The following is a 20,561-nucleotide window of genomic DNA, read 5'->3' as shown; positions in this document are numbered from 1 at the left end:
CCAGTGACTGGACGGCATCCGCCGGATTCAGGCGCCCTCGCAGTTGCTCTTGAGGCGCCCAGGATGGTTCACCCGCTTCGCTCACTGATATTTCTGCTATGCCTGAGCTGCACCCTCGCGGCCCGGGCCGCCGGCGAGCTGCCGCTGCTGCAGTTGAGCGCCGCCGACCTGGCCCGGCCGGTGAGCGTCGAACGCAGCCTGCTGCTGGAAGACCCGAGCGGCCAGCTGAGCGCCGCCGAGGTGCTGCAGCGCATCGCCAACGAAGGCCAGCCGGTGCAGGGCAGCGCGCGCATCGGCTATTCGCGCAGCGCCTGGTGGCTCGCCGTGCAGCTGCAGGCGCCGGCCGCCGAGCGCCTGCAGCTGATCATCGGGCAGACCTTCCTCGACGACCTGAAGGTCTGGCTGTTCGCCGGCACGCAGCCGCTCGGCCCGCTGTACAGCGGCGCCCAGCGTCCCTTCGCGGAACGCGGCGAGCCCCATCCGCAGTTTCTCCTCAGCCTGCCACGCCTCGGTGAAGGCCCGCACAGCCTGCTGCTGCGGGTGCAGAGCGACTCGGCGATCAACCTGCCGCTGCAGCTGGTCGGCGCCGCCCAGGGCCAGCAACTGATCGCCCACAGCTGGCTGCAGAGCGGCCTGCTGGTGGGCGCGCTGCTCGCCCTGGCGCTGTTCTACCTGATCAAGTACAGCACCCTGCGCGAGCCACAGCTGGCCTACTTCAGCCTCACCGCGCTGTGCGTGGCGCTGTACAACGCCAGCCTGCACGGCCTGGTCGGTCTGCTCGGCGGGCACTGGCCGGGCCTGCAGCCGTGGCTGGTCAACCTGTCCACCGCCGGCATGCTGCTCTTCAGCTCGCTGTTCATCGCCAGCGCCCTGCGCCTGGAACTGGGCCGCCTGCGCTGGCTGCGCGACGCGCTGTTCGCCGCCACCCTGCTGGTCAGCCTGGGCGGCCTGCTGCTCGACCACCCGCGCACCTACCAGACGCTGAACCTGCTGATCCTGCTCAGCGGCCTCTACCAGCTGCTGCTGATGAGCCTCGGCGTGCGCCTGCGTCGCCCCTACGCGCCCGGCTACCTGCTGTGCTGGAGCATGGCGCTGCTGCTGATGCTGCTGGTGCCGCTGAGCCGCGCCGGGCTGATCCCGCTGCCGGCCGGTTTCTACTACCTCTACGCCTACCTGCCGGCGCTGAGCATGCTGCTGTTCGGCGCCCTGCTCGACAAGCAGCTGGAGCGCGTGCGCCGCGTGCTGCTGAGCAGCCAGGCGCAGGCCATCGACAACCTCGAGCAGTATCAGGCGCTGTTCCGCCACAGCGGCGAGGGCATCTTCCGTTGCCGCCGCGACGGCAGCCTGCTGGAGGCCAACCCGAGCCTGGCGCGCCTGCTCGGCGACGCGGCGGATGGCGCCAGCCTGCAGGGCCTGACCCTGCAACGCCTGCTCGGCGAGCAGCGCTGGCGCGAGCTGCTGGAGCAACTCGACGCCCAGGCCGGCGCCGTCAGCTGCGAATGCCCGCTGCACGACCTGCAGCAGCGCGAACGCTGGGTCTACCTGTCGCTGCACCGGCGGCCGAACCAGGACGGCATCGAGGGCATAGTGGTCGACCTCAGCGAGCGTCGCGCCCTCGAGGAACGCCTGCAGCGCCTGGCCGCGCACGACACGCTGACCGGCCTGCGCAACCGCCGCGAGCTGGAACGGCTGCTCGCCGAGACCCTGAACGGCACCGCCAGGCGCCGCTTCAGCCACCTGCTGCACCTGGGCCTGGATCGCTTCAAGCAGGTCAACGACCTCTGCGGCCACTCCGCCGGCGACCAGTTGCTGCGCCAACTGGCCGCCCAGCTCGGCCACCAGTTGCCGCGCCACGCCGAACTGGCGCGCATCGGCGGCGACGAGTTCGCCGTGCTGCTGCGCGAGGTCGACGACGCCGCCGCGCTGAGCCAGGCCGAGGCGCTGCGCCGGGCGGTCGAGCAGTTCGTCTTCAACTGGCAGGGCCGCCCCTTGCGCCTGCACGCCAGCATCGGCCTGCTCGCCCTCGGCTCCGGCGTACGCGACTGGGAAACCGCGCTGAACTGGGCCAACAGTGCCAGCCAGCTGGCCAAGCACCAGGGGCGCAACCGCGTGCAGCAGTTCAACCCGGCCGACGGCGCGCTGCTCGAACACCAGCGCCAACTGCAGTGGATCACTCGGCTGCGCGAGGCCACCGAGCGCGGTCACTTCGAACTGTTCTTCCAGCCGGTGCAGGCGCTGCAGAACGCCGCCGCCGGCCTGCATTACGAGGTGCTGCTGCGCTACCGCGACCCGCACAGCGGCGACTGGATCAGCCCGGCGCAGTTCCTCGACGCCGCGGCGCGCTACGGCTTTCTCGGCGCCATCGACCGCTGGGTGATCCAGCACCTGTGCGCCTGGCTCGCCGCCAACCCGCGGCATCTGGCGCAGCTGGCCCAGGTCAACGTCAACCTCAGCGCCAGCTCGCTGCTCGACCGCGACTTCCACCGCCTGCTGCAGGACCAGCTGACACGCCACCGCCTGCCGCCCGGCAAGCTGTGCATCGAGGTCACCGAAATGGTCGCCCTCGGCGAGCTGGGCGTCTCCGCGCAGTGGATCGAACAGCTGCGCGGCCAGGGCCTGAAGGTGGCGCTGGACGACTTCGGCAGCGGCTTCGCCTCCTACGCCTACCTGCGCCACCTGCCGCTGGACATCCTCAAGATCGACGGCGGCTTTATCCGCGGCATCGAATCCGACCCGATCAACCAGGCCATGGTCGGCTCGATGCGGCAGATCGCCGCCCAACTCGGCCTGCTCACCGTCGCCGAGTTCGTCGAGACCCAGGCCAGCCTCGACTGCCTGCGCCGGCTCGGCATCGACTACGCCCAGGGCTACTTCGTCGACCGCCCGCGACCGCTGCGCCAACTGGCCGACGATGTCCGCCTGCGCGGCACTCAGGACGCCTGATACGGAAACTGGCGCAAACAGCAGCTGGGGCGAACCGGCGGAAAAATCGCAGACACAAAGAATTGCCGGGAGCAATTTTTGACGTCGCCACGCGACGGCCCGCAGGGTGGCCGCCATGGATGGCAGGCCACAAAAAAGCCCGCCATACGGCGGGCTTCTTCGACAGGTCGCCGATCAATTACTTGATCTTGGCTTCCTTGTACATCACGTGCTTACGCACGACCGGATCGAATTTCTTGATTTCGATCTTGTCGGGGGTGGTGCGCTTGTTCTTGTCGGTGGTGTAGAAGTGGCCGGTACCGGCGCTGGACACCAAACGGATCAATTCACGCATGACTCTCTCCTTAAACCTTTTCGCCGCGAGCGCGCAGCTCGGCCAGCACTACGTCGATGCCACGCTTGTCGATGCAACGCATGCCCTTGGCAGAGACGCGCAGACGCACGAAGCGATTCTCGGACTCGACCCAGAAGCGATGGTGCTGCAGGTTCGGCAGGAAACGACGACGGGTTTTGTTGTTTGCGTGGGAAATGTTGTTCCCGGTTACCGGACCCTTACCGGTAACTTGACAGACTCTCGACATGCCTCAGCCCTCTAAAACCACATGCCCAACCCGGCATGGGTTGGCCGCTTAAACTCAATGTCATTGGCGCTCGGCGCCGCGTTTCTCGAGGGTCTTACCGGGCGCACTGCAAAGCACAAGAACCGGGCCCCTAGAAAAGAGCGCTGCTTTATACCAGAAAGCCCCCGACGCAACAAGGGAAAGCGCAGGATAAAAACAGCCGAGCGCACCCCGCCACCCAGCCGCCCCGGAGCCTGCCGGGGTTCGCCCAGGCTCGACCATTCGTCGCCCGAAGCGGTATTCAGCCCTCGGCAAATCGACTAGGGTTAGGTCTTTGCCGGCCAACCCGGCGTTCCGTGAAGAAGGAGTTCGCCATGCGCCTGGCTCTCGCCGCCCTGCTCTGCGCCCCGCTACTGGCCCAGGCCGCCACCCTCAGCGTGTGCACCGAGGCCAGCCCGGAAGGTTTCGACGTGGTGCAGTACAACTCGCTGACCACCACCAACGCCTCGGCCGACGTGCTGATGAATCGCCTGGTGGAGTTCGACGCCGAACAGGGCCAATTGCTGCCGAGCCTGGCGCGCAGCTGGTCGGTCTCGGACGACGGCCTGGTCTACGACTTCCAGTTGCGCGACGACGTGCGCTTCCACCAGACCGCCGACTTTACGCCCACTCGCAACCTCAACGCAGAGGACGTGCTATTTAGCTTCCAGCGCATGCTCGACCCCGCCCATCCCTGGCACCAGAGCGCCGCCAGCGGCTACCCGCACGCCCAGTCGATGCAGTGGCCGAGCCTGATCGCCAAGGTCGAGGCACCGGATGCGCATAGCCTGCGCATCCGCCTGAACCGCCGCGACGCCACCTTCCTCGCCACCCTGAGCATGGGCTTCGCCTCGATCTACCCGGCCGAGTACGCCACCCAGCTGCTCGCAGCCGGCACCCCGGAAAAACTCAACAGCGCGCCGGTGGGCAGCGGCCCCTTCGTCTTCGAGCGCTTCCAGAAGGATGCCGTGGTGCGCTATCGCGCCAACCCCGAGTACTTCGCCGGCAAGCCGGCCGTCGACCGCCTGCTGTTCGCCATCACCCCGGACAGCAACGTGCGCCTGCAGAAGCTGCGCCGCGGCGAATGCCAGATCGCCCTGTCGCCCAAGCCGCAGGACGTGCAGGCGATTGCCGCCGACGCGGCGCTCAAGAGCGCGCAGACGGCGGCCTTTATGACCGCCTTCGTCGGCATCAACAGCCAGCACCCGCCGCTGGACAAGCCGCAGGTGCGCCAGGCGATCAACCTCGCGTTCGACAAGGCCAGCTACGTCAAGGCGGTGTTCGAGGGCAGCGCCGAGCCGGCCAGCGGGCCCTACCCGCCGAATACCTGGAGCTATGCCGGCGAGCTGCCCGGTTACCCCCATGACCCGGAACGGGCCCGCGCCCTGCTGGCCGAGGCCGGCCTGGCCAAGGGCTTCAAGACCACCATCTGGACCCGGCCGAGCGGCAGCCTGCTCAACCCCAACCCCAGCCTCGGCGCCCAGCTGCTGCAGGCCGACCTGGCCAAGGTCGGCATCGCTGCCGAGATCCGCGTGATCGAATGGGGCGAGCTGATTCGCCGCGCCAAGGCCGGCGAGCACGACCTGCTGTTTATGGGCTGGGCCGGCGACAACGGCGACCCGGACAACTTCCTCACCCCGCAATTCGCCTGCGCCTCAGTCGAATCCGGGCTGAACTTCGCTCGCTACTGCGACGAGGCCCTGGACCAGCTGATCGCAGGCGGCAAGGCCAGCAGCGACCAGGCCGAACGCAGCCGCCTGTACCAACAGGCGCAGGCGATCATCCAGGAGCAGGCGCTGTGGCTGCCGCTGGCCCATCCCACCGCCTTCGCCCTGCTCAGCGCCAAGGTCGAGGGCTATAAAGTCAGCCCCTTTGGCCGGCAGGATTTCGCCAACGTCAGCCTGACACCCTAACCTGTAGGAGCGGATTCGTTCGCGATCCTGGCGACTCGGTGCCGACACCCATCGCGGATAAATCCGCTCCTACCGTCCGTGCGGCGCCCACCCTACATCCAGCCCCGCTCGGCCATCGACAGGGGCTCGCCGTCGCCGACGATAAAATGGTCGAGCACCCGCACGTCCACCAGCGCCAAAGCGTCCTTGAGGCGCTGGGTCAGCACCCGGTCGGCCTGGCTCGGCTCGGCGACGCCGGAGGGATGGTTGTGGGTCAGGATCAGCGCGGCGGCGTTGTGCGCCAGGGCGCGCTTGACCACCTGCCGCGGGTAGACGCTGGCGCTGTCGATGCTGCCGTGAAACAGCGCCTCGAAGGCCAGCACGCGGTGCTTGGCGTCGAGGAACAGGCAGCCGAACACCTCGTGCGGCTCGTGGCGCAGCAGCGCCTTGAGGTAGTCGCGCACCGCCTGCGGGCTTTCCAGGACGGAATCGCGGCGCAGCTGTTCGGCCAGATGCCGCCGGGCCATTTCCAGCACCGCCTGCAACTGCGCGTACTTGGCCGGTCCGAGGCCCAGGTGCTGGCTGAAATCGGCCAGATCGGCCTGCAGCAGGGCACGCAGGCTGCCGAACTCGGCGAGCAGCTGGCGCGCCAGGTCCACCGCGCTGCAGCCGGCCACCCCGGTGCGCAGGAAGATCGCCAGCAGCTCCGCATCGGTCAGCGAGGCGGCGCCCTGGGCCAGAAGTTTTTCCCGCGGGCGCTCCGCCGCGGGCCAATCGCGAATGCTCATATACACCTCCCTGTCGAGCCAGGCGCCCGCTGCTCCGCTGCGGGCGCTGTGCTATCGTAGCCCATCTTGTGCGACACGTATGATCGTGTCGTGCTTGGTCGGAGAGCTTTCTCCTCGACGCCAAACCCTTTGCTATCAGGGGGTTGAAGTCGAAATAAAGCACAAGAACCTGGTTTTGACTCGCTCAAAACGACCCGCGCGGGGATGTATAGAATCCTCGTTGTCGAGGAAGAAATACGTCACCAACACAGCCTTTAGGGGCTGTGATTGGGTCGTCAAAAGCTGTCAAAGTGCAATTCTGGCCTCAGGATTGTTACAAGACATTTCAAATACCCAGAGGGTGAAGTCGCCCTCTGAGGCGGCATTCATCTTCAAAGGCTATTTGGCTGTCTCAGCCTATACCGCCGTCGTGAGACGTTGGAGGTGTCTTGTCCAAGCACGGAGCGTCAAGCTCCTAATCGCATTGCTCAGCTCCGCTAGTAAAGGGAGTACCGAGCCTGGCATGTACCTGCCAGTTCATTAGATCGACATGCGTCAGGGGCCAACCCTGGGGTGTGAAGCACGATCGACAATGTCTCGCTCGCAAGAGGGTGTTATCCGGTGACGGAGAACACTATGTGTCCGAATTGCACGGACGCGCCGAGGCTAATGACCCAACCCGCATGGCTAACCCATGTGAATCGTCGGCAGAACCCTCGTAACTACGGATAGGCCTACGGCAATTATTGGCCTTAGCCAAAATCGGCATGTAGTCGGACAGCGCAGTGGGATGATGCGCTGCGGTACCAATACGACTACCGGGGGAAAGACGAAGCCTAAACGGGTAATTGATGCGATTCGGGGAACGTGGCAATCCCGACCACTCGCCTGCCCAGCAACATCGGGCAGGCAGGCAAACCGCAAGGGGCGCTGATGGGTGTGGGGAATGGGAGGATGCAAGAAGCGAACGGTCGCCTGTAACGGGTGGCATACCGGTTGGAACATTACCGGCAGGGGATAACTCTGGCTGACGTGCATCTGGTCTACGAGCGCAAAAACAGCCGCTGATTCCAGCGATAACCAAAAACGACCCTATGGGCGAACTACTGCCCATAGGGGAGTAGTCCGTCCTGAGTGTCGTTCATCTCGGGAGGACTGTATGAAAACGCAACCAGCAACACCGGAAGCGTCTGCGTCCTCAGGCGGAGGGGCGAACTGGCACGATCTCGATTGGGCCAAAGTTCAACAATCCGTTCGGAGAACGCAGCTGAAGATTGCGCAGGCAACACGGGAAGGTAACTGGCGCAGGGTTAAACGCCTGCAACGGATGCTGACTCGCTCGTTTTACGGTCGCTGCTTGGCTGTAAGGCGAGTCACGGAGAACCGGGGTCGCAAGACTCCGGGCGTCGATGGAGAAACCTGGGGTACGCCCCTAGCCAAGTTCCATGCCGTGAAACGTCTGTCGAAACAACGAGGCTATCGGCCCAAACCGCTACGGCGGGTCTGGATACCGAAGCCCGGCAAGCAGGAAAAGCGCCCACTGGGTATCCCGACGATGTTGGATCGGGCCATGCAAGCGCTGTATCTGCAAGCGTTGGAGCCTGTAATAGAAAGCACCAGCGATCCGAAAAGTTATGGCTTCCGGCCTGACCGCTCGACCGCTGACGCCATGGTTGAACTCTTCCACCTGTTGTCGCCCACCGTGGCGCCGACCTGGATTCTGGAGGGGGACATCAAAGGCTTCTTCGACAACATCAATCACGAGTGGCTGTGCCGAAATGTCCCGATGGACACGAAGGTGCTGCGCAAATGGTTGAGAGCCGGGGTCATCGACCGGCGACAACTCATGGCTACGGAAGCCGGGACACCGCAGGGCGGGATCATTTCCCCCTGCCTGGCCAACGCCACCCTGAACGGTCTGGAAACTCAGTTGAAACGCCATCTGGCGAAGAAGCTGGGAATCAAGAAGGCCGAGAAGACCAAGGTGCAATGTGTACGGTATGCGGATGACTTCGTGATCCTGGCAGCCTCGAAAGAGCTGTTGGAAGAAGAGGTTAAACCCTGGGTAGAGCAATTCCTGTCGGTACGAGGGGTTGAGCTGTCCCGGGAGAAAACGCACATCACGCACATTCACCAGGGATTCGATTTCTTGGGGTGGAATTTCAGGAAGTACGTGCCGAAGTCACCACACCGGAAAGCCAAGCTGCTGATCAAGCCCTCGAAGAAGAACGCCTCTGCGTTTTATCGGAAGGTACGCGAGATCATCAAAAGCAGCGGGGCTATGACGCAGGAAGCGTTGATCGGCCAACTGAACCCGGTACTGAAGGGGTGGGCGCAATATCACTCCCCGGTCGTAGCAAAGGAAACCTTCAGCAAGCTGGATCACCTGATCTTTTGGCGAATCTGGAGGTGGGTGAAGCGTAGGCATCCGAGGAAGTCAGCTGACTGGATCAGGAATAAATACTTCCGATCCATAAGCGGGCAGAAATGGGTGTTTGCGTACCCCTACAAAAATGGCAAAGGAGAAGAGCAATATCGCCAGTTGTACCAGATGGCGAAAACCGCAATCGTGCGCCACAAACGTCTTCCGGGGGACTACAACCCCTACGACGTGGAACACGAACTGAAGTGGGAGGCGCTGAGAGTCCAGCGAATGCAGCACAAGCTGCGTTATCGAGGACAAATCCTCAGCCTCTTCCGCAGACAGCGGGGTGTTTGCGCCTCGTGCGGGCAAGCGGTGAGCAAGGAAACCGGATGGCATGACCATCACGTCATAAGACGTGTGGACGGCGGTTCGGACAATCTGCAAAACCGCGTATTGCTTCATCCAAACTGCCACGCGCGGCTTCACAGCCAGCAAAAAGATACACCTCTACGGTTTAGCGGTTTATAGCTGTAGAATCCGACGCACCTCCGTACGTTGCCGGCCAAGCTACTTGGTTTCACGTAGGCTTGAGCCGTATGCGGTGAAAGCCGCACGTACGGTTCTTAGGGGGGGATGGGCCAGCAATGGCCTATCCCTACCCGACTTTACGCGGGGCCGGCCTGGGGAGGCGTTGGCACCGTGGCGCACATCCACCTGTATATAAAAGGCAGGCCTATGCAGCGGCTGTATCGCAAACGCATCATCGTCGGCGTCGGTGGCGGCATCGCCGCCTACAAGAGCGCCGAACTGGTGCGCCGACTCAAGGATCAAGGCGCCGAAGTGCGCGTGGTGATGACCCAGGGCGGGCGCGAATTCATCACCCCGCTGACCCTGCAGGCCCTCTCCGGCCACCCGGTGCACCTCGACCTGCTCGACCCGGCCGCCGAGGCCTCCATGGGCCATATCGAGCTGGCGCGCTGGGCCGACCTGATCCTCATCGCCCCGGCCACCGCCGACCTGATCGCGCGCCTGGCCCAGGGCATCGCCAACGACCTGCTGACCACCCTGGTGCTGGCCACCGATGCGCCGATTGCCCTGGCCCCGGCGATGAACCAGGCGATGTGGCGCGACGCCGCCACCCAGGCCAACCTCGAACTCTTGCAAAGCCGCGGCATGCGCCTGTTCGGCCCGGCCGCCGGCGCCCAGGCCTGCGGCGACGTCGGCCTCGGCCGTATGCTGGAAGCCGAGCAGCTGGCGCAACTGGCCGCCGACTGCTTCCAGCGCCAGGCGCTGGACGGCCTGCACGTGCTGATCACCGCAGGTCCCACCCAGGAAAACATCGACCCGGTGCGCTACATCACCAACCACAGCTCCGGCAAGATGGGCTTCGCCCTGGCCGAGGCCGCCGCCGAGGCCGGTGCGCGGGTGACCCTGGTCAGCGGCCCGGTGCACCTGCCGACGCCGGATCGGGTCAGCCGCATCGACGTGGTCAGCGCCCGCGACATGCTCGCCGCCTGCGAGGCGGCGATGCCCTGCGACGTGCTGATCGCCGCCGCCGCGGTGGCCGACTACCGCCCGGAAGTGGTCGCCCAGCACAAATTGAAGAAAGACCCGGCCAGCGGTGAGGGCATGCTCCTGCAAATGGTGCGCAACCCGGATATCCTCGCCACCATCGCCGGCCGCGCCGATCGCCCGTTCAGCGTCGGCTTCGCCGCCGAGACCGAGAACCTGCTCGAATACGCCTCGCGCAAGCTGCGCGACAAGAACCTCGACCTGATCGTCGCCAACGATGTGGCCAACCCCAGCATCGGCTTCAACAGCGAGGAAAACGCCATCACCGTGATCGACCGCGAGCTGCAGCAGAGCAGCTTCGCCCAGACCAGCAAGGGCAAGATCGCCCGCCAGTTGATCACCCTTATCAAAGACCGCCTGAACAAGAACTGACCATGCACGCTTTGCAAGCCAAGATCCTCGACCCCCGCCTCGGCCAGGACTTTCCCCTGCCGCAGTACGCCACGCCCGGTTCGGCCGGCCTCGACCTGCGCGCCATGCTCGAGGAGGACGTCGTTCTCGAGCCGGGCCAGACCCTGCTGATCCCCACCGGCCTGTCGATCTATATCGGCGATCCGAACCTGGCCGCGCTGATCCTGCCGCGCTCGGGCCTGGGCCACAAACACGGCATCGTCCTCGGCAACCTGGTCGGCCTGATCGACTCGGACTACCAGGGCGAGCTGATGGTGTCGTGCTGGAATCGCGGCCAGAGCGCCTTCCGCATCGCCGTCGGCGAGCGCATCGCCCAGCTGGTGCTGGTGCCGGTGGTGCAGGCGCATTTCGAGCTGGTCGAGGAGTTCGACGAGAGCCAGCGCGGCGCCGGCGGCTTCGGCCACTCCGGCAGCCACTGAGCTTAATTCCCCCCACAGGACGTCCCGCCGAGGAGCCCCCCGCGTGAAACTCTTCAAGCGCACCGCCAAGGAAGCCGACAGCCCCCCGAACAGCGCCGCGGCGGCGAAACAGCCGGCCGGCAAAGCGCTCGGCCCGTTGCTGCCCGGCCTGCTCGCCGCCGCTCTCGGCATCGGCGCCGGCGGCGCCCTGTTGTGGTTTGCCCAGAGCAGCGACAGCCAGGCCCGCCAGGCCGAGCTGACCCAGGCCATCGGCAGCAGCCAGGCCGCCGCCGTGCAGCAAGCGCTCAAGCAGCTGCAGGCCGACAGCCTCGCCGCCGCGCGCAACCCCGAGCTGCTGCAGGCGCTGCAGAGCGGCGACAGCCAGCAGAAGCGCGACGCCGAACGGCGCCTGGGCTACTGGGACGGCGTGGTCGACGTCCACCTCAACCGCCGCGCCGAAGCGGTGCAGGACGGCAACCGCGCCGCGCCGATGAACTTCGCCGGGCTGGACCTGCTGCGCCGCGCCGAAAGCGGCCAGCAGCCGGCGGTGGAAGCCTATCGGCTCGGCGAGCGCTGGCTGGCCTACAGCGCCGTGGCGCTGCGCCTGAACGACAACCAGCCGGCGCAGGGCACCCTGCTGCTGGCCGTCGACCTCCAGCGCCTGCTCGCCAGCCTGCCGCCGCTGCCGGCCGAGCTCGGCCAGCTGCAACTGGTGCAGAAATTCGGCAACGCCGCGCCCCAGGTGTTGCTGCAGCGTGGCCAGAGCGACGGCGGCGCGGCGCAGAACTTTGCCACCGGCAACCCCAACTGGACGCTCAGCTTCGCCCCCGGCCCGGCCCTGGCCAGCGGCCTGCCGCCGGCCCTGCTCGGCCTCGCCGCCCTGCTCGCCCTGGGCGGCGCGCTGATCGGCCTGATGCTGCTGCAGGGCACGCAACAGCGCCGCCTGCTCGGCGACGTGCAGCAGCTCGGGCAGATGCTCAAAGAACTCTCCGCGGGCAAAGCCGTCAAAGCCTTCAGCCTGAGCCTGCCGGCCCTGGACAGCCTGGCCCAGAGCCTGGCGCGCCTGCCGCGCCGCAGCAACGACAGTGCCGGCAGCGCCACAGGCAACGGAACAGCCGCGGCCCCCGCCGCCCAGCCCGCGAGCAAGCCGGCGGAGCTGGTCAATCCGCTGTTCCAGGACACCGATATCCTCGATATCGACATTCTCGACGAAGACCAGGATCTCCTGGGACTGGAGCAGACATCCGCAATGACCATTAGCCAAAGCGCCCCGACCCTCCCCGCCGACATCTTCCGCGCCTACGATATCCGCGGCGTGGTGGGCGACAGCCTGACCGCCGAAACCGCCTACTGGATCGGCCGCGCCGTCGGTTCGCAGAGCCTGGCGCAGGGCGAGCCCAACGTCATCGTCGGCCGCGACGGCCGCCTGTCCGGCCCCGAACTGCTGCAGCAACTGGTGCAGGGCCTGCTCGACTGCGGCTGCCAGGTCACCGACGTCGGCATGGTGCCGACCCCGGTGGTGTACTTCGCCGCCAACGTGCTCGAAGGCCGCTCCGCGGTGATGCTGACCGGCAGCCACAACCCGCCGGACTACAACGGCTTCAAGATCGTCATCGCCGGCGACACCCTGGCGGGCGAGCAGATCCAGGCGCTCAAGGCGCGCATCGACAACAACGACCTGGCCAGCGGCGTCGGCAGCGTGCAGCAGGTCGACGTGCTGGAGCGCTACTTCAAGACCATCCGCGACGACATCGCCCTGGCCAAGCCGCTGCGCGTGGTGGTCGACTGCGGCAACGGCGCCGCCGGGGTGATCGCCCCGCAACTGATCGAGGCCCTCGGCTGCAGCGTCATCCCGCTGTTCTGCGAAGTCGACGGCACCTTCCCCAACCACCACCCGGACCCGGGCAAGCCGGAGAACCTGGTCGACCTGATCGCCCGGGTCAAAGCGGAAAACGCCGACCTCGGCCTGGCCTTCGACGGCGACGGCGACCGCGTCGGCGTGGTGACCAACACCGGTACCATCGTCTACCCGGACCGCCTGCTGATGCTGTTCGCCAAGGACGTGGTGTCGCGCAACCCCGGCGCCGACATCATCTTCGACGTCAAATGCACCCGCCGCCTGACCCCGCTGATCAGCGGCTACGGCGGTCGCCCGGTGATGTGGAAGACCGGCCACTCGCTGATCAAGAAGAAAATGAAGGAAACCGGCGCGCTGCTGGCCGGCGAGATGAGCGGGCACATCTTCTTCAAGGAGCGCTGGTACGGCTTCGACGACGGCATCTACAGCGCCGCGCGCCTGCTGGAAATCCTCAGCCTCGACAAGCGCGACGCCGAACACGTGTTCAGCGCCTTCCCCAGCGACATCGCCACCCCGGAGATCAACATCCAGGTCACCGAGCAGAGCAAGTTCGGCATGATCGAGCGCCTGCAGCGCGAAGGCCAGTGGGGCGAAGCCAACCTCACCAGCATCGACGGCGTGCGCGTCGACTATCCCAAGGGCTGGGGCCTGATCCGCGCCTCCAACACCACGCCGGTGCTGGTGCTGCGCTTCGAGGCCGACACCCAGGAAGAGTTGGAGCGTATCCAGGATGTGTTCCGCGGCCAACTGCACAAGGTCGCCCCCGACCTGCAACTGCCCTTTTGATCGATTTGTTCCAGGAGCCCCCCATGACCCTCGAGCGTGACGCCGCCGCCCAGGTTGCCAAGGTACTGTCCGAAGCCCTGCCCTATATCCGCCGCTTCGTCGGCAAGACCCTGGTGATCAAGTACGGCGGCAACGCCATGGAAAGCGAGGAGCTCAAGCAGGGCTTCGCCCGCGATATCGTGCTGATGAAGGCCGTCGGCATCAACCCGGTGGTGGTGCACGGCGGCGGCCCGCAGATCGGCGATCTGCTCAAGCGACTCAGCATCGAGAGCCACTTTATCGACGGCATGCGCGTTACCGACACCGCCACCATGGACGTAGTGGAGATGGTGCTCGGCGGCCAGGTCAACAAGAGCATCGTCAACCTGATCAACCAGCACGGCGGTAGCGCCATCGGCCTGACCGGCAAGGACGCCGGGCTGATCCGCGCCAAGAAGCTCAAGGTCAGCCGCCAGACGCCGGAGATGACCCAGCCGGAAATCATCGACATCGGCCACGTTGGCGAGGTCACCGGGGTCAACACCGAGCTGCTCAACATGCTGGTGCACGGCGACTTCATTCCGGTGATCGCCCCGATCGGCGTCGGCCCGGACGGCGAGTCCTACAACATCAACGCCGACCTGGTGGCCGGCAAGGTCGCCGAAGCGCTCAAGGCCGAGAAGCTGATGCTGCTGACCAATATCGCCGGCCTGATGGACAAGCAGGGCGAAGTGCTCACCGGCCTGACCACCGAGCAGGTCGACGGCCTGATCGCCGACGGCACCATCTACGGCGGCATGCTGCCGAAGATCCGCTGCGCCCTGGAAGCGGTGCAGGGCGGCGTGCACAGCGCGCACATCGTCGACGGCCGGGTGCCCAACGCGGTGCTGCTGGAGATCTTCACCGACAGCGGCGTCGGCACCCTGATCACCAACCGCAAGCGTCCCTAAACAGCGGCCGCCACGCGGCCTTCCGATGCCCCTCCCCCCACCCGTGGGAGACGACTGCAGGGATGCAGGAGGTAGGGTGGACATGGCGCCAGCCTTGTCCACCATGGCCGGCGAGGGCGGTGGACAAGCCTCCGGCATGTCCACCCTACACCTGCCACGCCGGGCCAACCCCTCTTTATGGAGTCCCCATGAGCCACGAGCCCCGCCGCGACTCATTCAGCTTCTTCCACCCCCTGCGCGTGCGCTGGGCCGAGGTCGATCCGCAGAGCATCGTCTTCAACGGCCACTACCTGACCTACGCCGACGTCGCCATCACCGAGTATTTCCGTGCCCTCGGCGTGGCCTACCCGGCCGATCTGGCGCAAGACGGCGGCGATTTCTTCGCCATCCGCACCCTGCTCGAATACCGCGCCCCGGCGCGCTTCGACGAGCAGCTGCAGATCGGCATCCGCGCCGCCCGCCTCGGCCGCTCCAGCCTGACCTTCGCTCTGGGCATCTGGCGCGACGGCGAGTTGCTCACCAGCGGCGAGATCGTCTACGTGCATGCCGACGGCGCCACGCGCAGCAGCGCGCCGATGCCGGACTGGCTGCGGGAGAAGATTCTGGGCTTCGAGAGGACGGCGCCGCAGCGCTGAGCCGTTACTGTTCGCCGAACAGCTCGGCCAGCCGCGCACGGTCGGCGGCAAAATCGGCCTCGGCCTTCTTGCGCGCCTCCTGATAGCGGGCGATATCGCGCAGCAAGCGCTGCTGTTCGTCCTTGAGGTTGTTGATCTGCACCAGCAGGTGCTCCGGCACCGCCCGTCCGGCGCGCTCGTGGTCGGCGGCCTGGCTCTGCAGGTTGGCCTGCTGGGTGCGCACCGACTGCAGGTTGCCGCGCGCCACGCTGGTCACCCCGTCCAGTTCGGTGAGTTTGCGCTCGCGGGCCCGGTCGACGTCATCTAGGTTGGTGTACAGCCGCAGCAACTGCGCATCGCTGTTGGCGCGCGCCTTGTCCGCCTGCATGCGGGCGAACTCCTCGGCGGTCGGCGCCGGTGGGATCACCCGCAGCACCCGACCCTGGTCGTTGAGCACCTCGTAGCCCTTGGCGATGAACTCCGGCGGCACGCCCTGGCGGCTGAGCACCGTCACGCCCTTGTCGTCGACGTAGCGATACAGCTCGGCGGCCACCCCCGACAACGGCAGTAGCAGGCTGAGCAGCAGCGTACAGCGGGTCAGGAGCGGCTTGGGCATAAGAGGCAGATACCTTGTGCTGGACTAGATTCCGTACTCGGCGCGATAGGCTTGCACAGCCGGCAAATACTGCTTCAGTTCAGCATCCCCCGCCAGATATTCCAATACCTGCTCGAGTGACACGATGCTCACTACCGGCATGCCGAAGTCGCGCTCGACTTCCTGAATGGCGGACAGCTCGCCCTGGCCGCGCTCCTGGCGGTTCAGCGCGATCAGCGTGCCGGCGGCCTGGGCGCCCTGGCCCTGGATGATCTGCATCACTTCGCGGATCGCGGTGCCGGCGGTGATCACGTCGTCGACGATCAGCACCCGGCCCTTGAGCGGCGCACCGACCAGGGTGCCGCCCTCGCCGTGGTCCTTGGCTTCCTTGCGGTTGAAGCACCAGGGCAGGTCGCGGCCGTGGTGCTCGGCCAGCGCCACCGCGGTGGTCGCCGCCAGCGGGATGCCCTTGTAGGCCGGGCCGAACAGCACGTCGAAGTCGATGCCGCTGTCGACGATGGCCGCGGCGTAGAAACGCCCCAGCTGGGCCAGCGCCAGGCCGCTGTCGAACAGCCCGGCGTTGAAGAAATAGGGGCTGGTGCGCCCAGACTTGAGGGTGAACTGACCGAAACGCAGCACCCCGCGTTCGATGGCAAAACGGATGAAATCGCGCTGGTACGCTTGCATGAAAAAGCCCCGGGCGGCACGGATTTAGCTAATTGAGATGAGCTCGGGTATCATACACGCACGTGTTTTTGGGGGCCATTTATGCGGATCATCAGTGTGAACGTGAATGGTATTCAGGCTGCGGCCGAGCGAGGATTGCTCAGCTGGCTGCAAGCCCAGAATGCCGACGTGATCTGCCTGCAGGATACCCGTGCCTCCGCCTTTGAAATGGACGACCAAGCTTTCCAGCTGGATGGTTATTTCCTCTATGCATGCGATGGTGAAGTGCCCAGCCAAGGTGGCGTGGCACTCTATTCGCGGTTGCAACCCAAGGCGGTGATCAGCGGCCTCGGCTTTGAAATGGCCGACCGTTATGGGCGCTACCTGCAGGCCGATTTCGACAAGGTAAGTATCGCTACCCTGCTGCTGCCATCGGGGCGGGACGGTGACGAGAGCTTGAACCAGAAGTTCAAGTTCATGGACGACTTCACCCATTATCTGGACAAGCAACGGCGCAAGCGTCGCGAGTACATCTACTGCGGCTCGCTGCACGTGGCGCACCAGAAGCTGGACGTGAAGAACTGGCGCGACTGTCAGCAGTCGCCGGGCTTCCTCGCGCCCGAGCGCGCCTGGCTGGACGAGGTGATCGGCAGCATGGGCTATGTCGACGCCCTGCGCGAAGTCAGCCGCGAAGGCGACCAGTTCAGCTGGTGGCCGGACAGCGAGCAGGCGGAAATGCTCAACCTGGGCTATCGCTTCGACTATCAGTTGCTCACCCCCGGCATGCGCCGCAGCGTGCGCAGCGCGCGCCTGCCGCGTCAGCCGCGCTTCTCCCAGCATGCGCCGCTGATCGTCGACTACGACTGGATTCTCAGCGTCTGATCGACAGCTAGAAAAAAGCCGGCATCGCGCCGGCTTTTTATTGCGCGCCCGTCGCTACTTCAGCAGGCGCCAGGCGAAGGGATAGCGGTAAGCCTGGCCTTCGTTGGCCTTGATCCCGGCGATGATGGTCAGCACCAGCGCGGCGATGCCCAGCAGCACCAGCAGCGGGAAACCGATCACCACCACCATCAGGATGAAGCAGACCACCGCCGCCAGCGCCACGCTGATCTGAAAGTTCAGCGCCTCCTTGCCCTGGGCATCGACGAAGGGATCGAGGTCCTTCTTGATCTGCCAGACGATCAGCGGGCCGAGCAGGTTGCCGAAAGGGAACACCAGGCCGAGAAAGGCGGCGAAGTGGCAGAACATCGCCCACTGACGGGCTTCCTGGCTGGGCGTCGGAATCGGGGTTTGCGCGTCGTCGCTCATGGTGGTGCTCCTTGCTCGGGGAAAAGGTCAGTCGGCCAGCGCCGCCTGCTGCAGTTCGAACAGCTCGTTCATGCCCTTCTGCGCCAGCGCCAGCATGGCGTTGAACTCATGCGGCTGGAACGGCGCGCCTTCGGCGGTGCCCTGCACCTCGATGAAGCCGCCGGCATTGGTCATCACCACGTTGAGGTCGGTCTCGGCGGCGGAGTCTTCCAGGTAGTCCAGATCGAGCACCGGCTGGCCCTGGTAGATGCCCACCGACACCGCGGCGATCATCTGCTTGAGCGGCTCGCCCTTGAGTGCACCGCGCTTCTTCAGCACCTTCAGCGCGTCGATCAGGGCGACCATGGCGCCGGTGATCGAGGCGGTGCGGGTGCCGCCGTCGGCCTGGATCACGTCGCAGTCGACGTACAGGGTGTTCTCGCCCAGCTTGCTCATGTCCAGCGCGGCGCGCAGCGAACGGCCGATCAGGCGCTGGATCTCCAGGGTGCGCCCGCCCTGCTTGCCGCGGCTGGCTTCGCGCTGGTTACGCTCGCCGGTGGCGCGCGGCAGCATGCCGTACTCGGCGGTCAGCCAGCCCTGGCCCTGGCCCTTGAGGAAACGCGGCACGCCGGACTCGACGCTGACCGTGCAGATCACCTTGGTGTCGCCGAACTCCACCAGTACCGAACCCTCGGCGTGCTTGGTGTAGTTGCGGGTGATGCGAATCGAGCGCAACTGATCGGCGGCGCGGCCACTGGGACGTTTCATCGGGACAATACCTACTTCTTGAGTGAAATCTGCCCGCATTATAGGGGCCCGGTGGCGCCGGCGACATGTCGAATTGGGTAGGGCCGACGCACTGCGCTACAATCGCCCGCCTTTCGAGCCGACTTTCCGAGAGGTACCCCATGGTTCACAGCATGACGGCCTTCGCCCGCTGCGAGCAGGCAACCGCGCACGGCACCCTGAGCTGGGAGCTGCGCTCGGTCAACCACCGTTACCTGGAACCGCACCTGCGCCTGCCGGACGCCTTCCGCGACCTCGAAGGCGCGGTGCGCGAGGCCCTGCGCCAGGGTCTGTCGCGCGGCAAGGTGGAATGCACCCTGCGCTTCGCCGAGGAAAATGCCGGCAAGCCGCTGCAGGTCGACGGCGAGCGCGCCCGCCAACTGATCGCCGCCGCCGAGCAGGTGGCCGCGCTGATCCAGCAACCGGCGCCGCTCAACCCGCTGGAGGTGCTGGGCTGGCCCGGCGTGCTGGTGGCCGACGCCGCCGACCCGCAGGCGCTGAATGCCGCCGCCCTGGCGCTGTTCGACCAGGCGCTGGGCGAGCTCAAGGCCGGCCGCGCCCGTGAAGGCGGCGAACTGGCCAAGCTGCTCAATGATCGCCTGGATAGCATCCTCGAAGAAGTCGCCGCCCTGCGCGAGCTGGTGCCGCAGATGCTCGCCGGCCAGCGTACGAAGATCGAGACGCGCTTCGCCGAGCTGCAGGCAGAACTCGATCCGCAACGCCTGGAGCAGGAACTGGTGCTGCTGGCGCAGAAGAGCGACGTCGCCGAGGAACTGGATCGCCTGAGCACCCACGTCAGCGAGGTGCGCCGGGTGCTCAAGGCCGGCGGCGCCGCCGGCCGGCGCCTGGACTTCCTGATGCAGGAGCTCAACCGCGAGGCCAACACCCTAGGCTCCAAGGCCTTCGATACGCGCAGCACCCAGGCCGCGGTCAATTTGAAAGTCCTGATCGAGCAGATGCGCGAACAGGTACAGAACATCGAGTAAGCCGCTGCTAGGCTTCGCATAACGTTTTCCGGGAAGCATCCATGACCGTCACCACCGGCACCCTCTATATCGTTTCCGCGCCCTCAGGCGCCGGCAAGACCAGCCTGGTCAAGGCGCTGATCGACAGCGAGGCGCAGATTCGCGTGTCGGTGTCGCACACCACCCGCGCCATGCGTCCGGGCGAACAGGACGGAGTCAACTACCACTTCGTCGACCACGACCAGTTCAACGCCATGCTCGAGCGCAGCGAGTTCCTCGAGCATGCCCAGGTCTTCGACAACCTCTACGGCACCTCGCAGCGCTGGGTCGAGCAGACCCTGGCCGCGGGCTTCGACCTGATCCTGGAAATCGACTGGCAGGGCGCGCAGCAGGTGCGCCGGCTGATGCCGCAGGCGAAATCCATCTTCATCCTGCCGCCGACCCAGGAAGCGCTGCGCCACCGCCTGACCAACCGTGGCCAGGACAGCGGCGAGATCATCGAGCGGCGCATGCGCGAGGCGGTCAGCGAGATGAGCCACTACGTCGAGTACGACTATCTGGTGATCAACGACGATTTCGCCCACGCCCTGAGCGACCTCAAGGCGATTTTCCGCAGCAACCAATTGCGCCAGGAAACCCAGCAGCAGCGCCACGCCGGCCTGCTCAGCGAGTTGCTGGCCTGACCCGGCACGCGCCGCCTGAGAGCGGCGCCGCAGAAAATCAGCGCTTCCATTGTCGCTGGTGATTTTTTAGACTATTCAGTCCGCTCGCCCGCTCGGGCCAAGCCTATCCGCACAAGTTACGAGGAACACCATGGCTCGCGTTACCGTCGAAGATTGCCTGGACAACGTTGATAACCGCTTCGAACTGGTCATGCTCGCGACCAAGCGTTCGCGCCAGCTGGCCACCGGCGGCAAAGAGCCGAAAGTGGCCTGGGAAAACGACAAGCCCACCGTCGTCGCTCTGCGCGAAATCGCCGCCGGCCTGGTGGACTACGAGGTGGTCGCCCAGGAAGACATTGTCGAAGAAGAACCGCTGTTCGCCGCCTTCGAGGAAGAGGCCAACGAGCCTCTGTAAGCCGATGAAGCCGGGTCGAAGTCGCGCGGCGCATAGCCAAACCAGTCAGCA

Annotated in this window: 19 protein-coding genes; 12 read left to right on the top strand and 7 right to left on the bottom strand. The window is 65.7% G+C overall.

Features of this window, described 5'->3' with window-relative positions; translation table 11 throughout:
- Window positions 1-63: 63 nt before the first annotated feature.
- The gene (locus tag ACIGKL_RS24330; RefSeq protein WP_397488913.1) at window positions 64-2,943 is read left to right on the top strand and encodes an EAL domain-containing protein; all 2,880 of its coding nucleotides are present in this window, start codon (window positions 64-66) and stop codon (window positions 2,941-2,943) included.
- Between the two features lie 178 nt (window positions 2,944-3,121).
- Here the strand turns inward: ACIGKL_RS24330 and rpmG are convergent, their stop codons facing one another.
- Together rpmG and rpmB are read right to left on the bottom strand one after the other, a co-directional pair.
- The gene (gene rpmG, locus ACIGKL_RS24325; protein WP_003464575.1) at window positions 3,122-3,277 is read right to left on the bottom strand and encodes a 50S ribosomal protein L33; all 156 of its coding nucleotides are present in this window, start codon (window positions 3,275-3,277) and stop codon (window positions 3,122-3,124) included.
- Between the two features lie 10 nt (window positions 3,278-3,287).
- Window positions 3,288-3,524, bottom strand: coding sequence for a 50S ribosomal protein L28 (gene rpmB, locus ACIGKL_RS24320; RefSeq protein ID WP_397488912.1), 237 nt, complete (start codon window positions 3,522-3,524; stop codon window positions 3,288-3,290).
- Between the two features lie 353 nt (window positions 3,525-3,877).
- Here rpmB and ACIGKL_RS24315 point away from each other — a divergent pair, with 353 nt between their 5' ends.
- Window positions 3,878-5,455 (top strand): ABC transporter substrate-binding protein, encoded by a 1,578-nt coding sequence (locus ACIGKL_RS24315; protein ID WP_397488911.1) that lies wholly within the window; start codon window positions 3,878-3,880, stop codon window positions 5,453-5,455.
- Between the two features lie 92 nt (window positions 5,456-5,547).
- On the opposite strand, the gene radC is transcribed toward ACIGKL_RS24315, so the two are convergent.
- On the bottom strand, window positions 5,548-6,222 hold the full coding sequence (gene radC, locus ACIGKL_RS24310) for a DNA repair protein RadC (RefSeq protein WP_397488910.1): 675 nt from the start codon (window positions 6,220-6,222) through the stop codon (window positions 5,548-5,550).
- A gap of 1,138 nt (window positions 6,223-7,360) precedes the next feature.
- Between radC and ltrA the strand changes: the two genes are divergently transcribed.
- From ltrA to ACIGKL_RS24280, 6 genes are all read left to right on the top strand, one after another.
- Window positions 7,361-9,094 carry a group II intron reverse transcriptase/maturase gene (gene ltrA / locus ACIGKL_RS24305; RefSeq protein ID WP_280090383.1) on the top strand — a complete coding sequence of 578 codons (1,734 nt, stop codon included), beginning with the start codon at window positions 7,361-7,363 and terminating at the stop codon, window positions 9,092-9,094.
- 207 nt (window positions 9,095-9,301) lie between these two features.
- A complete protein-coding gene (gene coaBC, locus ACIGKL_RS24300) occupies window positions 9,302-10,510 on the top strand; it encodes a bifunctional phosphopantothenoylcysteine decarboxylase/phosphopantothenate--cysteine ligase CoaBC (RefSeq protein WP_397488909.1) in 1,209 nt (402 codons plus the stop codon).
- Window positions 10,511-10,512: 2 nt separating this feature from the next.
- Window positions 10,513-10,968: a dUTP diphosphatase gene (dut, locus tag ACIGKL_RS24295; protein WP_397488908.1), complete on the top strand. Its 456-nt coding sequence runs from the start codon at window positions 10,513-10,515 to the stop codon at window positions 10,966-10,968.
- 1,228 nt (window positions 10,969-12,196) lie between these two features.
- Window positions 12,197-13,591 carry a phosphomannomutase/phosphoglucomutase gene (gene algC, locus ACIGKL_RS24290; protein ID WP_397488932.1) on the top strand — a complete coding sequence of 465 codons (1,395 nt, stop codon included), beginning with the start codon at window positions 12,197-12,199 and terminating at the stop codon, window positions 13,589-13,591.
- A gap of 23 nt (window positions 13,592-13,614) precedes the next feature.
- Window positions 13,615-14,520 (top strand): acetylglutamate kinase, encoded by a 906-nt coding sequence (gene argB / locus ACIGKL_RS24285; RefSeq protein WP_397488907.1) that lies wholly within the window; start codon window positions 13,615-13,617, stop codon window positions 14,518-14,520.
- Window positions 14,521-14,708: 188 nt separating this feature from the next.
- Window positions 14,709-15,155 carry an acyl-CoA thioesterase gene (locus tag ACIGKL_RS24280; RefSeq protein ID WP_397488906.1) on the top strand — a complete coding sequence of 149 codons (447 nt, stop codon included), beginning with the start codon at window positions 14,709-14,711 and terminating at the stop codon, window positions 15,153-15,155.
- 4 nt (window positions 15,156-15,159) lie between these two features.
- On the opposite strand, the gene ACIGKL_RS24275 is transcribed toward ACIGKL_RS24280, so the two are convergent.
- Both ACIGKL_RS24275 and pyrE read right to left on the bottom strand, forming a co-directional pair.
- The gene (locus ACIGKL_RS24275; protein WP_397488905.1) at window positions 15,160-15,750 is read right to left on the bottom strand and encodes a DUF4124 domain-containing protein; all 591 of its coding nucleotides are present in this window, start codon (window positions 15,748-15,750) and stop codon (window positions 15,160-15,162) included.
- Between the two features lie 24 nt (window positions 15,751-15,774).
- Window positions 15,775-16,416 (bottom strand): orotate phosphoribosyltransferase, encoded by a 642-nt coding sequence (gene pyrE, locus ACIGKL_RS24270; RefSeq protein ID WP_122110048.1) that lies wholly within the window; start codon window positions 16,414-16,416, stop codon window positions 15,775-15,777.
- An 81-nt stretch (window positions 16,417-16,497) separates the two neighbouring features.
- On the opposite strand from pyrE, the gene ACIGKL_RS24265 reads away from it, so the two are divergent.
- A complete protein-coding gene (locus ACIGKL_RS24265; protein WP_397488904.1) occupies window positions 16,498-17,277 on the top strand; it encodes an exodeoxyribonuclease III in 780 nt (259 codons plus the stop codon).
- Between the two features lie 54 nt (window positions 17,278-17,331).
- Here ACIGKL_RS24265 and ACIGKL_RS24260 read toward each other — a convergent pair whose 3' ends face one another.
- Entirely contained in the window at window positions 17,332-17,703 is a 372-nt protein-coding gene (locus tag ACIGKL_RS24260; RefSeq protein WP_021446449.1) for a DUF4870 domain-containing protein, read from the bottom strand.
- A 27-nt stretch (window positions 17,704-17,730) separates the two neighbouring features.
- Window positions 17,731-18,450 (bottom strand): ribonuclease PH, encoded by a 720-nt coding sequence (rph, locus tag ACIGKL_RS24255; RefSeq protein ID WP_397488903.1) that lies wholly within the window; start codon window positions 18,448-18,450, stop codon window positions 17,731-17,733.
- Window positions 18,451-18,590: 140 nt separating this feature from the next.
- Between rph and ACIGKL_RS24250 the strand changes: the two genes are divergently transcribed.
- The 3 genes from ACIGKL_RS24250 (at window position 18,591) to rpoZ (ending at window position 20,510) form a co-directional block, all read left to right on the top strand.
- Window positions 18,591-19,454 carry a YicC/YloC family endoribonuclease gene (locus tag ACIGKL_RS24250; RefSeq protein WP_397488902.1) on the top strand — a complete coding sequence of 288 codons (864 nt, stop codon included), beginning with the start codon at window positions 18,591-18,593 and terminating at the stop codon, window positions 19,452-19,454.
- A gap of 41 nt (window positions 19,455-19,495) precedes the next feature.
- Window positions 19,496-20,116: a guanylate kinase gene (gene gmk / locus ACIGKL_RS24245; RefSeq protein WP_397488901.1), complete on the top strand. Its 621-nt coding sequence runs from the start codon at window positions 19,496-19,498 to the stop codon at window positions 20,114-20,116.
- 130 nt (window positions 20,117-20,246) lie between these two features.
- Entirely contained in the window at window positions 20,247-20,510 is a 264-nt protein-coding gene (gene rpoZ / locus ACIGKL_RS24240) for a DNA-directed RNA polymerase subunit omega (protein WP_003242550.1), read from the top strand.
- Window positions 20,511-20,561: the final 51 nt, after the last annotated feature.

Source organism: Pseudomonas sp. NPDC077186 (assembly GCF_044543505.1).
GTDB lineage: Bacteria > Pseudomonadota > Gammaproteobacteria > Pseudomonadales > Pseudomonadaceae > Aquipseudomonas.
This window is presented reverse-complemented; position numbering and strand designations above follow the sequence as displayed.